This window comes from Phenylobacterium sp. 58.2.17 (assembly GCF_026411515.1).
GTDB lineage: Bacteria > Pseudomonadota > Alphaproteobacteria > Caulobacterales > Caulobacteraceae > Phenylobacterium.
This window is the reverse complement of sequence record NZ_JAPMTQ010000003.1, coordinates 1-12,920: the sequence shown is the minus strand read 5'-3', so window position 1 is coordinate 12,920 and position 12,920 is coordinate 1. Positions and strand designations below refer to the sequence as shown.

Genomic DNA, 12,920 nt, shown 5'->3' with positions numbered 1-12,920 from the left:
GGACTAGCGGGCCGAGCCGGCGGTCATGGCTTCCGGCTCGGCGTCGGCCAGCGGCAGGTCGAAACATGCGCGGGTGCCTGCGCCGAGCTTGCTGTCCAGTTCCAGGCGCCCGCCGTGCCGCTCGATCAGGTCGTGCGACAGCGCCAGGCCCAGGCCCCAGCCCTCGGCGCGGGTCACCCGATCTCCCATCTGGACATAGGGGCGGCCGAGGACGGCCAGGTCCTCCTCACGGATTCCCTGGCCGAAGTCGCGGACGCAGATCACCAGGCGTTCGTTCCTGACCTCGGAGGAGACTTCGATCAGGCCGGTGGGGGGCGAGAACTTCACCGCGTTGGCCAGCAGGTTGATCAGGATCTGCTTTACGGCCCGGTGGTCGGCGTGGACCTCCGGCCAGTCGCCGGGCTCCATCACCACCGTGACTCCGGCGTCGATCGACAGGCCCCGGACCAGCCGCAACGCCTGCTCGACGATCTCGCGGCTGGAGGCCGGCGTCGGCGACAGTTCGATCTGCCCGGCCTCGATCTTGGCGGTGTCGAGCAGGTCGGTGACCAGTTCGCTGAGGTGCGAGCCGGCGATTTCGATCGACTGGGCGTAGTCGAGGTACTTCGGATGACCGACCGGCCCGTAGGCCTGGCGCGCCATCATGCCTGAGAAGCCGACCACGGCGGTCAGCGGCGAGCGCAGTTCGTGGGTCATGGTCGCCAGCAGCAGCGTGCGGGCGCTCATCGCCTCCTCGGCCGCGCGGCGGGCGACCTCGGCTTCGCGAAGCAAGGCGTTGCGGCTGGCCATGACGCCGGCCACCGTGATCGGGGCCAGCGCCACCAGCATCACGCCCAGGCGCAGCGACATCAGGTCGAAACCCATCACCGAGACGAAGCCCATCGAGGCCGACGCCGTCGACAGGAACAGCAGGCTCCAGACCGCAAAGGACAGCGTCAGCAGCGTCGTGGCCGCCAGGCTGTAGGTGAGGGCGCACCAAAGCAGGGTCGGGACCGGGAACGCCAGGGCCCCGGGGCCGCCTACCGATGGCACCATCGCCAGGCTGATCAGGTAGAGAAGCAGCGGCGCGGCCGTGCGCAGCTGCGGACGGGTCGTGAAGGTGCGCGTCAGCCAGCACCTGAGGTCCGACGGGCGCGGGAAGGTCAGCGCCACCGGCAGCACGACGATGTAGTTGGCCAGTTCCGTCGCCAGCCAGATGAAGAAGCCGCTGATCGGGTCGCGGTGGAAGAGCAGGGCGTTGACCGCCGCCCCCAGCACGCTGGTCGCCGCCGAGGCGGCCAGTGCGATCAGGGTGACCGAGAGCAGGGACGCCGGCCGCTGCAGCAGCCGGTCCTCGGGCGATAGGCGCTTGAACAGCAGATAGCCGGTCAGCACGCCGGCCAGATTGCCGGCGGTCAGCAGCAGCGTACGCGCCCAGCCGCTGCCGGTGAGGGTGTCGGCCGCGATCAGGCTGGCTGCGGCGGCCAGCCAGCCGGCCGGGGTCGCCAGGTCGGGGCGCCGCACCAGCAGGCCGAGCAGGATCGCGTTGGCCGCCCAGAATGTGCTGAGGTGTCCGCTGGGGCGCAGCAGGATGCCTGCGATCGCCGCGAGAAAGACGATCGCGCCGACGGTCAGGCCGGCGGTCACCTGATGGTTCAGGCCTCGAAGGAGGCGGTGTCCGCCTCCCGCCGAGGCCGTCTGCTGGGCGCTCATGGACTGCCGTTAGGACCGGATTGCCGCCTAAGTCCATTGGCGCATGAAACTCAATCGCGCTCAAGGCGTCATGCCGTCCGGCCGATTCCTGACGGGCGTCCGGGGAAACCTGCCGCTGGGGCGCCCAAAAACAGAGTTCTGCGGCCCTTGTCTCGCGCTCGGGGTTCGGCCAGTGTGCGGCTAACTTAACAGTGTTTAGGGACGGAACAGATGGATCGCTTCGACTACGTCATCATTGGCGCGGGGTCCGCAGGATGCGTGCTCGCCAATCGGTTGACGGAGGATCCGCAGGTCAAGGTGCTGCTGCTGGAAGCGGGCGGCAAAGACAGCTCGATTCTGGTGAAGATGCCGGCCGGCGTCGGCGCGCTGATCAGCAAGCAAGGGACCTACAACTGGGGGTTCTGGACTGAGGCCGAGCCGAATCTGGAAGACCGCAAGCTCTGGTGGCCGCGCGGCAAGGGCTGGGGCGGATCGTCGTCGATCAACGGCATGATCTACATCCGCGGCCATGCCCGCGACTACGACCAGTGGCGGCAGATGGGCCTTCAGGGCTGGTCGTATCGGGACGTGCTGCCCTACTTCAAGCGCTCGGAGAGCCTTGAGGGCGGCGGCGACGCTTGGCACGGCGGCGATGGTCCGCTGAAGGTCTCCAAGGCCTCGACCCCGAACCCGATCTACTCGGCCACGGTTGAGGCCGGCCGCCAGGCGGGCTTTAAGGTCACCAGCGATTTCAATGGCTTCCAGCAGGAGGGCTGGGGGCCGTACCAGCTGACCATTCACGACGGCCAGCGCTGGAGCGCCGCCCGCGGCTATCTGCACCCGGCCCTGTCGCGGTCCAACCTGACCTGCATCACCGGCGCGCGGACCAGCAAGATCGTCATCGAGAACGGCCGCGCCACGGGCGTGGAGTACATCGACGCCAAGAGCGGCGAAAAGCGCGTCGTACACGCCGACAAGGAAGTGCTGCTCTCGGCTGGCGCCGTGCAATCGCCGCAGATCCTGCAACTGTCGGGGATTGGCGACCCCGAGGAGCTCGGCAAGTTCGGCATCCCGGTGGTCAAGGCGTTGAAGGGCGTCGGCGCCAACCTCCAGGACCACCTGGACGTCTGCATGTCCTGGGAGTGCCCGCAGCCGATCACCGCCCACTCGCTGCGCAAGGGCCTGATCAAGACCCTGGCCATCGGCATGAACTACATGTTCTTCGGCAAGGGGCTGGGCCGCCAGCAGTTCCTGGAATCGGGCGCCTTCCTGAAGTCGCGTCCGGATCTCGACCGTCCCGACCTGCAGGTCCATACCGTCGCGGCGATCATGCAGGACCACGGCAAGGTCGCGGTTCCCAAGGACGGCTTCACCTTCCACATCTGCCAGCTGCGGCCGGAGAGCCGCGGCCGCGTCGGCCTGCGGTCGGCCAATCCGTCGGACGATCCGGCGATCTTCGCGAACTATCTGGCCACCGAGGAAGACCGCCGCGCCCTGCGCGAGGGCGTGCGGATGATGCGCAAGGTCGCCGCCCAGTCGGCGCTGGATCCCTACCGCACCCAGGAGCTGTTCCCGGGCAAGGACGTCGAGACCGACGAGCAGATCGACGCCTGGATCCGCAAACACGCCGAGACGATCTATCACCCCGTCGGCACCTGCAAGATGGGCGCGGACGGCGACGAGATGGCGGTCGTCGACGGCGAACTGAAGGTGCGCGGGATCGAGGGGCTGCGGGTGGTCGACGCCTCGGTCATGCCGACCCTGGTCGGGGGCAACACCAACGCCCCGACCATCATGATCGCCGAAAAGATCTCAGACATCATCCGCGGGCGGGCCGCGCTGCCGGCGGAGGACGCGCCGGTCTACGAGGACGACCAGAAGGCCGCTTAGCGCTATGATTTGGCCCTCTCCGATTGGAGGGGGCCTTTTTCTTTTAGCAATTTTCATGGGAGGCGACGATGGAACTGCGCAGGCTGGGCAAGTCCGATTTGAAGGTCGCGCCGCTGGTGCTCGGCGGCAATGTGTTCGGGTGGACAGCGGACGAGGCCACCTCGTTCAAGTTGCTGGACGCCTTTGTGGCCGGCGGCTTCAACATGGTCGACACGGCCGACGTCTATTCGCGCTGGGCGCCGGCCGGCGGCGGGGCCTCCGAAACGGTGATCGGCAAGTGGCTGGCCCAAGGCGGCAAGCGCGACAAGATCGTGCTGGCGACCAAGTTCGGCTCCGAAATGGGCGAGGGCATGAAGGGCCTCTCGGCCAAGTACATGGTCGAGGCGGTGGAGGCCTCGCTCAAGCGTCTGCAGACGGACTACATCGACCTCTACCAGTCACACCGCGACGACCCTGACACCCCGCAGGAGGAGACCGCCGAGGCCTTCGACCGGCTGGTCAAGGCCGGCAAGGTGCGCGCCATCGGCTCATCGAACTTCACGCCGGAGCGCTTGAAGTCCGCCATTGAGATCAGCCAGGCCAAGGGCCTGGCCCGCTACAACAGCGAGCAGCCGCTCTACAACCTCTATGCCCGCCAAGGCTTCGAAAGCGGGCTACAGCAGGTCTGCATCGAGAACGAGGTGGGGGTGATCCCATACTACGGCCTCGCCTCGGGCTTCCTGACCGGCAAGTACCGCACCGAGGCCGACCTTTCGAAGAGCCCGCGCGGCCAGGGCGTCAAGCGGATGATGGACGCCCGCGGCATGCGTATCCTGGACGCGCTCGACGAGGTCTCGGCCGCCCGGACGGCGTCACAGGCGCAGGTCGCCTTGGCCTGGGTCATGGCCCAGCCGGGCCTGACCGGCCCGATCGCCTCGGCGACCAGCCTCGAGCAGCTCGACGAACTGATGGGCTCGGCCCGCCTGACGCTGACCGCCGAGGACCTGGCGACGCTGGACAAGGCGTCCGCTATCGATTCTTGAAAAAACGACCGATCGTGCTAATGTGCGGCGCATGAAAAAAGGCGCCGCGACACGAGAGGCTATCGTCGGGCGGGCCCTCCAGCAGGCCGTTGCGGTCGGACTGGAGGGACTGTCGCTCGGCCCGCTGGCCGACAGCCTGGAACTGTCCAAGAGCGGGTTGTTCGCTCACTTCCGCTCGAAGGAAGCGCTGCAGCTGGCGGTGCTTGAGGAGGCGATCGCGCGGTTCAGCAGCCGTGTGATCGAGCCCAGCCTGGCCATGCCGCGCGGCCGGGCGCGCATGGACGCCTTGCTCAGCCGCTGGTTCGATTGGTTGGAGGGCGAGCCCGACATGCGCGGCTGCATCTTCGCGGTCTCGGCTCAAGAGTACGACGACCGGCCCGGCGCCATCCGCGACCGGCTGGTCGAGTCGCAACGCGAGTGGCACGAAACCCTGGTCCGGGTGGCCGCGGACCTGCCCAAGGCGGGCAAGGCGCCGCCCGACTACTGTCGGCAGGTCGTCTTCGAGTTGGTGGGCGTCAGCCTGGCGTTCCAGCAGCAGGCCAAGCTGTTCCACGCCCCCAACGCCCGCGCGCGGGCCGAAGAGGCCGTATCCCGGATCTTGGACGACGCCGGCGAAGCACTCTGAGCCTCAGGCGACCCAGCGGCCGTCGAGGGTCGCCAGGCGCAGACGATGGGTTTCCTCGTTGGCGTGGCCCACGCCGTGGACCTCGCGCACGAACAGTTGGCGGATCGGCTCGTCGCGCAGAGCGGCGACCAGCGAAATCGGCTGATAGAGGCCGAGGTAGCGCTCCGGCGAACCACGACCTCCGGCGATCGGCGCGAACAGCAGCTCCAATTCGAGCGTGGCGGTGTCGCTGAGCGCGTCGATACGGGCGACCACCGGCTCGGGACGGCGGCGGCCGGTCTCAAGGGCGGTCTGCACTTCGTGGCGGCCGAGCGGATCGAGCAGGGTCAGGAAGTTGCGCCCGCGCAAGTCGCGCTGGTGCAGTTCGGACACCAGGGCCCCCGACAGCCGCACCGGATAGATCCCCGCGCTTTCGCGGCCCAGCATGAAGGCCTGGGGCGCCAGCTTGGCGAACTCCGTCGGATCAATGTCGGCGCGCACGGGCAGCCCCGAAACGCCGCTTTTGCTGCGCCAGTAGTCGATCATCTGCTGCGTGTTCGAATGGAACATCTCGACGCCTCCGAGGCGGCCCTTGGCGACCGCATGGGGCTTGCAAGCAGATTCAGGGCCACGCTGCGGACGTGCCAGAACGAGACGCGTCGAACCTGCAGATCGGAGATCGACCGAGGGCGCTAGCTCTCGAAGAACAGGAACCCGCAGCCGAGCGGGGAGGGCGGCGTCACATGCAGCCGCCCTTTTGATTCCACCACCGCCAGGCTGGGGCTCAGCGACGCCCGCGCAGCGGCCAGCGAACTGACGCGGACGCGGACCGCGCAGTCGACGCCCTCGCCGAACGCATCGCTGAATTCCGCTTGCTCCCAGTACTCAAAGCCCGACAGGTCCAGGGCTTCGGCCGCCGCCTGGGCGAAGGGCCCAGGCTCGGCGCCTGCGAAAGCCACGCCGGCGACTTCCTTCGCGCTGTTGGGATGGACGAACCAGGCAGGCGAGGCGTCCAGGCAGGGATAGTGGTGCTGGATGACCGCCAGGCCGAGCGGGCTGATACGTTCACGCACGGCGAACATCGCGAAATCCTCCTGGCCGCGACCCGGCGCGTCGTCCCAGCCGCGGATGAGCCGATAGGGCGGGAGCTGCCGCATCGAGGAAAGGCGCGCGCTCGCCGCGTCCAGGTCGCCGGTCAGGAACAGCGCTCCGCCCGGCCGAACAGGTTGCGGGGCGCCGTGCGCCTGCAGCAGGTCGAACCAACCCTTGTCCAGAAAGACGCAGTGATTGTCCCAGCGGGCGCCCGGCTCGTCGGGGGAGGTATAGGCGCACCGGGGGGAGACGTTGAAGCCCAATGCGGCGAACGCCACGGCCGTCGCCGCCAGGTCAGGGCCGGGAAATGGAATGTGGTCTAACGGCAGCATGGGCCGGCCCCCTCGGCTGGGGAACGATCATCGGCCAATCCCGAACATGTGCAAGCCTGCGCGATGGGGTCGCTGATACGGGCGAGGCCCCCCAACTGCCGTTCCAGCCCCGCGACAGCGCCGCGGATTCGCTTGAGCCATAGAGCCAGAGCGGCCACAGCTTGACCATATGACGCTATGCCGCGCGGGGCGCGACGATCGGCGCCGTTCCCTATTTCTTGGCCGGAACGACCTCTAGCATCCACATGGCGTCGTCCTTCAGCACCGCCTGGGCGGCGCGCTGAACGTCGGCCGCGGTCACCCGTTCGGTGCCGGGGATCAGGGCGCGGGTCGCGTCCAGGCGGCGTGGGTCGGTCTGCGCGCCGGACAGTTCGGACAGCCAATAGCCGTTGGTTTCCCGGATCTTTTCGATCTGGTCGATCCTGGGCTTCTTGGCGCGGGCCAGCTCGTCCGCGGTCACCGGCTTGTCGCGCAGGTCGGCGGCGATCTTCTTCACGTCGGCGAAGAAGTTCGGGAGCTTGGCCGGAGGGATCTCGACGCTGGCCGAGACATAGCCCCAGCGCGGCCAGATCATGCTGTGGCTGTAGACAACGCTGGGCGAATAGGTCGCCCCCTGCGCTTCGCGCAGTTCTTCGACCAGCCGCAGCTCCAGGATCTCGCCCAGCACGGCGGTGTCCCGCGCTTTCTGCGGGTCGGCGAAGAAGTCGTTGGTGCGCCAGGCGATATAGCCGATCGACTGGTCGGCGCGGCCCTTGTGGGTCAGGACCACCGGCTGCTGCACGCCGGCCGGGAAGCCGACCTCGCGCTGTGCAGCGGGGACCTGGGTTCCGGGACGGGGCGGCAGCGCGCCCAGGGTGCGGGCGACGGCTTCGGTGGCCTTTTCGACCGTGGTGTCGCCGACGATGACGACCTCGACCGGGCCGTCGGCCAGGGCTGGGGCGACCATCTTGCGGAAGTCGTCCAGCTTGGCGTCGGCGATCTGCTCGCGGCTGGGGAACGCCCAGCGTTTGTCGCCCTCGCGCAGCAAGAGCGACAGGTCGCGACTGAGCACGCCGGAGTCGGTGGACTCGTACTGGTCGTTGGCGGTCTTGTATGCGCTCTGCAGCCGCGTGAAGGCTTCGCCGCGCCAGCCGGGTTCGGCCGCATAGGCGGTCAGCACCTGGAGCTGGATATCCAGGTCTTCGGGCCGGGTGGAGCCGCTCAGCACGAAGGCGTCATCGGCGACGCTGAACTGCGCGCCATAGACGCGGCTGGCGAGCACCTGCTCCATGTCCTCGGCGCTGATCTGCTTGAGGCCGCCTTCGATATAGGCTCCGGAGGCCCATCCCTGGCTCTGCGCGTCCTTGGGCAGGTCGAGCCGACCGTCGCCGATGTTCACCCGCACCAGGATTTCGTCGTCCTTGAAACGCGTCGGTTTGACGGTCAGGCGCACCCCGCTCTCGAAGCGGATGAAGGTGGTGTCGAAGTCCGGCGCCTCCTTGGTCTCCACGACCTGGCCCGCGCCGCCGAACGACGTGTAGGGCCAGGCGACCTCGGCCGCGGCCGACGGCTCGGCCACCGCCACCTTGCGCGAAGCGTCCAGTTCGGCCAGCACGCTCGCCTCACCGCCTTCGATCGGTCGGGGCGAGGCCATGAACAGCAGCGGGCCTTCACCTGCGAAGCTGGCTTTCAGCGCCGCGGACACTTTCTCGGCCTTCAGATCCTTCACGGTCTGTTCGAACAGCGCCAGATCCTGGGCCGGGTCGGTGACGACCTCGCGCTCGCCCAGCGAGGCGACGATCTCGCCAGCCAGCTGGGCCGGCGTGCGGGTGGCGGCGCCGGCGGCGTCGGCCTTCAGGTTGGCGCGGTACTCGGCGATCTCGCGGTCCAGCTCGTCCTGGCGCACGCCATACTGTACGGCGCGGCGCTGCTCCTGCTCGGCGGCGGCCAGCGCCTCGCGCCAGCGGCCCGGCTCGGCATTGACGATCAGCAGGGTGGACTCGGCCGCATCGTACTCGTTGTTCTTGAAGACCCCGGCCGCGAGGAACGGGGGCTGGCCGGCGCGCGCCAGGCGCTGCAGCCGCCGGTTGACCACCGAGAAGCCCAGTTGCTCGATGAGGTCGGCCTTGCGCTTGGCGACCGTGTCGGCGGCCAGGTCCGGCTTGCGCATCCAGGCGAATTGCATCGACAGCGGCGCACCGGCCTCGATGACCAGCTTGGCCTCGGTCTTGCGCGGCTGCAACTGCCCGAGGTTCGGGGATTCGCCGGCCGGACCGGTCGGCGTCCAGTCGCCGAACTTGGCCTTGATCTTGGCCTCCATCGCATCGAGGTCGAAGTCGCCGACAGCGACGAGCACTGCGCGTTCGGGGCGATAGTAGCGGTTGTAGAAATCGGTGAACTCGGCGGCCGGCGCGGCCTCCAGCACCTGGACCTGGCCGATCGGATAGCGGGTCGGCGGACGCTGGCCTTTCAGGAAGAAGCCGAGCCGCTCCTTGTAGATGCGATAGGGCGGGGTGTCGCGGGCGCGCTCCTCGGACAGCACCACGCCGCGTTCACGGTCGATGGCGCCCTGGTCGAGGGTCAGATTTCCGGCCGCCTCGCGCATCAGCATCAGGGCGGTGTCGACCGTCTCGTCGTTGGTGCGCGGCAGGTCGAGCTTGTAGACCGTCTCGTCGAAGTTGGTGGAGGCGTTGGTGTCGGCGCCGAAGGCCAGGCCCAGCCGCTCCAGGATCTTGATCATCTCGCCTTCTGGAACCGCCTTGGATCCGTTGAAGGCCATATGCTCGAGGAAGTGGGCCAGGCCCTGCTGGGCGTCCGTCTCCATCAGCGAGCCAGCGCCGATGCGCAGCCGGATCGCCGCCTGCCCCGGGGGAATCGTCTGCTTGCGGATCGCATAGCGCATGCCGTTGGGCAGGGCGCCGAAGCGGATGGTCGGGTCAGGGGCGACGTCGGAGCGCGCTTGCGCCCACTCGCCGGGCTTCAGCGCCGCCGGCGCCGTGTCGGCCGCCGCCTTGTCGCGTCCCAGTTTCGGGAGGGGGAAGCTGGAGGCGTCCACGGGCAGGGACAGGGCGATAGCGAGCACGGAGGCCGCGCCGAAGAGACGTCGCATCAGGTGTTACGGATCCGAGACCAGTTGAGCCATGGAACCATGCGCAGGCGAGCGTGGCCTTCGCAAGGCGCGGTTGCGGCGCAGGATGGCCCGAAGAGCGACCGGGCGGCCGAGCGGCCTTGGGGGCAGGCGCTCCCCGAAAAAGACGACGGCCGGTCGCACATTGCGCTCAGACTGGCCGAACTTGAGTGTATCTAGGGACCAACCCCTCGCGATTTGGCCCTGGCGATTTGGCTCGGCGGTCAACCAGGGTGAAGGGCCGGTCATTTCTCTCCGGCCGGATGCGGAGTGCGGATCTTGAGCGACGACGAGCGGCAGCCGATCTTCAACGCCCCGTGGCCGGCGGTCGTGGCCACGCTGGTCATCGTCGGCGGTTACTTCGTGCAGACCCTGCTGCCGCAGAACTGGCTGCTGGCGAACTTCGCCTTTTCCTCGGCGGCCTTCGAGCAGGGCCGCTGGCCGTTGCTGTTCACCGCCATCTTCCTGCACGGCAGCTGGGCGCACGCCCTCATGAACGCTGGTGCGGCCCTGGCGTTCGGGACGCCGGTCGCGCGCTACTTCGGGGCCAGCCTCCGCGGCGCGCTGATCTTTCTCATTTTCTATCTGCTGTGCGGCGGGCTCGCGAGCCTGGGCTACGGCCTGGTCAATCCGGGCAGCACGACGCTGATGATCGGCGCCTCGGGCGCGGTGGCCGGGCTGGTGGGCGCGGCCGCGCGCCTGATTGGACGCCCGACCCCCGGTCCCTTCCTCAGCCCGCCGGTGATCAGCATGACGCTCGGCTGGATCGCGGTGAACCTGATGCTGGCCCTGGTCGGCTTCGCGCCGGGGCTGGGCGGGGCCGGGGTGGCCTGGGAAGCGCATATCTTCGGCTACATCGCCGGGTTGCTGCTGATCGGCGCGTTCGGCCGCGTGGCGGGCGCCCAGCAAGCTTGACGTTTTCGCGAGAACGTTGATTTCGCTGGCGTCCTGCGCGACGCTTCCCTGACGGTGTCAGGGAGAACGTGCAGATGCTTGTGTCTCAGATCCTCAAGGCCAAGGGCGACCTGGTGTTCACGGTCGGCCCGGCGGAAACCGTCGGCGCGATCTGCGCCCTGCTTCATTCCCGCAGGGTGGGCGCGATGGTGGTGCTGGACGCCGACCGGGTGGTCGGGATCGTCTCTGAACGCGATCTGGTGCGCGCCATGGCCAAGGAAGGCGCGGCCGCGCTCGACAAGCCGGTGTCGGCTTTCATGACCCACGACGTGATCTTCGCCGAGCCCGGAGAGACGGTGGATTCGTTGCTGGGTCGAATGACCGACCGCCGCGTCCGTCACTTGCCGGTGTGCGTCGAGGAGCGCCTAGTCGGAATCATCTCCATCGGCGACCTGGTGAAGTGGAAAATCTCCGAGGTCGAGGCTGAGGCCGACGGCTTGAAGGCCTATATCGCCACGGGCTGAGGGACGCTCGTCGGCCTGGCGGGGCATGGTGTCGGCAAGGTCATGGGCAAGAACCCACGTATCAGGGTCCGTGATAACGCCATTCAGTTCACGAACAACCCGGTCGGCGGCGTGAGCGCGATCACGCTGGGCAATACCGTCATCTGGAATGGGGATCCATATGATCCGAAGAATTCCAAGGGACCTCTCTGGCCGGATCCGCAGAATGCGATCGAGCACGAGAAGCAGCACACCTATCAGGGGGAGCAACTGGGGCCATTTTATCTGCCGTCAAATGTGCTTGGCGGACTGAATTCGGTTGTGCGCGGTAAGGGCTGGCATGGGGGCGGGGCAACTGGAACGAGACGGGCCCGTTGCAGAATCCTCCACGCCCCTGGCCGGTGACGAAGCCATGATGCGAGGGAGAATTGTTGCTGTGGCTGGCCTTTTGTCGATGGCCGCATGCATGCCGCCCGCAGGGGTGCTGGTGGTCAACGAGACTGGCGCGCCGATCAGCTTTCAAGCCGTGAAGAACAATTGGCGGTCTGGGACCAAGGCGCCTCTCGAAATCGACGTCGCACCCGGCGGAAAGCGCTTCATTTACTGGCACGAATTTCCTGAGCGTCTCGTCGTGTCGACGGGACGTTGCAGCCATGACTATGGCGACGCTGAAAAATTGGGGCGCCTGGGCGTGCGCTATCGTGTGGGGGTTCGGCTGGAGCCCGATTTCTCGGCGCATCTGATCTCTCTCGATGCGATTGACGGCTTCGAGATCGGGCAGGCGTTGCCGCGCGAGGCGATCAGGCCGGTGAAGACCTGCCGTTGACCGTCACGGCGCGGTGAACACCTCGGCGCCGCCGGATTTGGCGGCGTCGGCCAGGCTGTACCCCTCGAGCACGTCGGACGTGGCGTCGCGGGCCTTGAGCAGGGCCTCGCGCAGCGCGCAGGTGGCTAGGTCCGGACAGTCCTCGCATTTGCGGAAGGAAAGGCGGCTGACGCAGGGGGCCAGGGCCAAGGGGCCGTCGATGACCCGGATCACTTCGGCGAAGCTCACCTCCGCCGGCGGCCGGGCGAGGGTGTAGCCGCCGAACTTTCCTCGCCGGCTGACCACGATGCGGTTGCGGGCGAGCTCCAGCAGAATCGCCTCGAGGAACTTGCGCGGCGCGTCGGCGCGGACGGCGAGTTCTCCGGACGTGACCTGGGCGCCGTCGGCGCGCGCCAGCTCGACGAGGGCGCGAAGCGCGTAGCGGGCCTTTTGCGAGAGCATTGCTTCAATAAGTCTCCTAGTTCGTCTCTTAGATGCCGACGCGAGGCTTTCTACAAGGTGTGCGGCCGCTCTCCGACCCTGCGCGGGGGCCAGATCGGGCGGTTCCCACAGAGTTCTCCCCACCCGTTTCATCGAAGCGTCATGCGCGCTGTTGACTCCCTCAGGGGAGGGGCCTAGACAGCCGCCTCCTCGGACGGGTCGCCGCCGGGACGGACTGAAGAGATCCCTTGGATCACTTGGGTTTGCCGATGGCGAAGCGGTCGAGAGTCGATCCGTTTTCGGATGTTTTCCGGTTCTTCCGGAGGCCTTCGAAAAGAAGCTGAAAAAGCCGGGTTGACGAGGACGGGGCGGCCCTCTAGATAGCCGCCTCCCTGGACGGGGACGCCGCCGGGACGAACTTCGGAAGACCTTGGTTTTCTTGGGTTTGCAGGCGTCGGAACGGTCTGGGCGTCGACCATTTCGAGGGTTTCGAGTTGATCTCGGAGTTCTCGAAAAAAGACTGAAAAGTCTGGTTGACGGGAACGGGGCGGTCCCGTAGA

General features: G+C 67.6%; 12 protein-coding genes. 7 read left to right on the top strand and 5 right to left on the bottom strand.

The annotated features are described in order from the left end of the window. Positions 1–3 precede the first annotated feature (3 nt). Positions 4–1,692, bottom strand: a complete 1,689-nt coding sequence (locus OUA97_RS03130) for a sensor histidine kinase (protein WP_267230357.1) — start codon at positions 1,690–1,692, stop codon at positions 4–6. Between the two features lie 210 nt (positions 1,693–1,902). On the opposite strand from OUA97_RS03130, the gene OUA97_RS03125 reads away from it, so the two are divergent. The 3 genes from OUA97_RS03125 (at position 1,903) to OUA97_RS03115 (ending at position 5,208) form a co-directional block, all read left to right on the top strand. Further along, positions 1,903–3,561, top strand: coding sequence for a choline dehydrogenase (locus tag OUA97_RS03125; RefSeq protein WP_267230356.1), 1,659 nt, complete (start codon positions 1,903–1,905; stop codon positions 3,559–3,561). 68 nt (positions 3,562–3,629) lie between these two features. Continuing rightward, positions 3,630–4,583, top strand: coding sequence for an aldo/keto reductase (locus OUA97_RS03120; protein ID WP_267230355.1), 954 nt, complete (start codon positions 3,630–3,632; stop codon positions 4,581–4,583). A gap of 31 nt (positions 4,584–4,614) precedes the next feature. Next, positions 4,615–5,208, top strand: coding sequence for a TetR/AcrR family transcriptional regulator (locus OUA97_RS03115; protein ID WP_267230353.1), 594 nt, complete (start codon positions 4,615–4,617; stop codon positions 5,206–5,208). A 3-nt stretch (positions 5,209–5,211) separates the two neighbouring features. Here OUA97_RS03115 and OUA97_RS03110 read toward each other — a convergent pair whose 3' ends face one another. The 3 genes from OUA97_RS03110 to OUA97_RS03100 all read right to left on the bottom strand — a co-directional run bounded on the left by OUA97_RS03110 (position 5,212) and on the right by OUA97_RS03100 (position 9,699). After that, complete coding sequence (locus OUA97_RS03110) at positions 5,212–5,757, bottom strand: PAS domain-containing protein (RefSeq protein WP_267230352.1); 546 nt, start codon at positions 5,755–5,757, stop codon at positions 5,212–5,214. A 122-nt stretch (positions 5,758–5,879) separates the two neighbouring features. Further along, the gene (locus OUA97_RS03105) at positions 5,880–6,611 is read right to left on the bottom strand and encodes a hypothetical protein (RefSeq protein ID WP_267230350.1); all 732 of its coding nucleotides are present in this window, start codon (positions 6,609–6,611) and stop codon (positions 5,880–5,882) included. A 211-nt stretch (positions 6,612–6,822) separates the two neighbouring features. Further along, on the bottom strand, positions 6,823–9,699 hold the full coding sequence (locus tag OUA97_RS03100) for a M16 family metallopeptidase (protein WP_267230348.1): 2,877 nt from the start codon (positions 9,697–9,699) through the stop codon (positions 6,823–6,825). A gap of 297 nt (positions 9,700–9,996) precedes the next feature. Between OUA97_RS03100 and OUA97_RS03095 the strand changes: the two genes are divergently transcribed. The 4 genes from OUA97_RS03095 to OUA97_RS03080 all read left to right on the top strand — a co-directional run bounded on the left by OUA97_RS03095 (position 9,997) and on the right by OUA97_RS03080 (position 11,940). Continuing rightward, positions 9,997–10,632: a rhomboid family intramembrane serine protease gene (locus OUA97_RS03095; RefSeq protein ID WP_267230346.1), complete on the top strand. Its 636-nt coding sequence runs from the start codon at positions 9,997–9,999 to the stop codon at positions 10,630–10,632. 74 nt (positions 10,633–10,706) lie between these two features. Beyond that, the gene (locus OUA97_RS03090) at positions 10,707–11,135 is read left to right on the top strand and encodes a CBS domain-containing protein (protein WP_267230344.1); all 429 of its coding nucleotides are present in this window, start codon (positions 10,707–10,709) and stop codon (positions 11,133–11,135) included. Positions 11,136–11,177: 42 nt separating this feature from the next. Beyond that, entirely contained in the window at positions 11,178–11,519 is a 342-nt protein-coding gene (locus tag OUA97_RS03085) for a hypothetical protein (protein WP_267230342.1), read from the top strand. A 31-nt stretch (positions 11,520–11,550) separates the two neighbouring features. Further along, positions 11,551–11,940, top strand: coding sequence for a hypothetical protein (locus OUA97_RS03080; RefSeq protein WP_267230340.1), 390 nt, complete (start codon positions 11,551–11,553; stop codon positions 11,938–11,940). A 3-nt stretch (positions 11,941–11,943) separates the two neighbouring features. On the opposite strand, the gene OUA97_RS03075 is transcribed toward OUA97_RS03080, so the two are convergent. Then, positions 11,944–12,381, bottom strand: a complete 438-nt coding sequence (locus tag OUA97_RS03075; protein WP_267230338.1) for an RrF2 family transcriptional regulator — start codon at positions 12,379–12,381, stop codon at positions 11,944–11,946. Positions 12,382–12,920 lie beyond the last annotated feature (539 nt).

Excerpts from the sequence above, each read along its gene's own strand:
- OUA97_RS03130 (WP_267230357.1), bottom strand. The coding sequence starts at position 1,692 with ATGAGCGCCCAGCAGACGGCCTCGGCGGGAGGCGGACACCGCCTCCTT.
- OUA97_RS03125 (WP_267230356.1), top strand. The coding sequence starts at position 1,903 with ATGGATCGCTTCGACTACGTCATCATTGGCGCGGGGTCCGCAGGATGC.
- OUA97_RS03120 (WP_267230355.1), top strand. The coding sequence starts at position 3,630 with ATGGAACTGCGCAGGCTGGGCAAGTCCGATTTGAAGGTCGCGCCGCTG.
- OUA97_RS03115 (WP_267230353.1), top strand. The coding sequence starts at position 4,615 with ATGAAAAAAGGCGCCGCGACACGAGAGGCTATCGTCGGGCGGGCCCTC.
- OUA97_RS03110 (WP_267230352.1), bottom strand. The coding sequence starts at position 5,757 with ATGTTCCATTCGAACACGCAGCAGATGATCGACTACTGGCGCAGCAAA.
- OUA97_RS03105 (WP_267230350.1), bottom strand. The coding sequence starts at position 6,611 with ATGCTGCCGTTAGACCACATTCCATTTCCCGGCCCTGACCTGGCGGCG.
- OUA97_RS03100 (WP_267230348.1), bottom strand. The coding sequence starts at position 9,699 with ATGCGACGTCTCTTCGGCGCGGCCTCCGTGCTCGCTATCGCCCTGTCC.
- OUA97_RS03090 (WP_267230344.1), top strand. The coding sequence starts at position 10,707 with ATGCTTGTGTCTCAGATCCTCAAGGCCAAGGGCGACCTGGTGTTCACG.
- OUA97_RS03085 (WP_267230342.1), top strand. The coding sequence starts at position 11,178 with ATGGGCAAGAACCCACGTATCAGGGTCCGTGATAACGCCATTCAGTTC.
- OUA97_RS03075 (WP_267230338.1), bottom strand. The coding sequence starts at position 12,381 with ATGCTCTCGCAAAAGGCCCGCTACGCGCTTCGCGCCCTCGTCGAGCTG.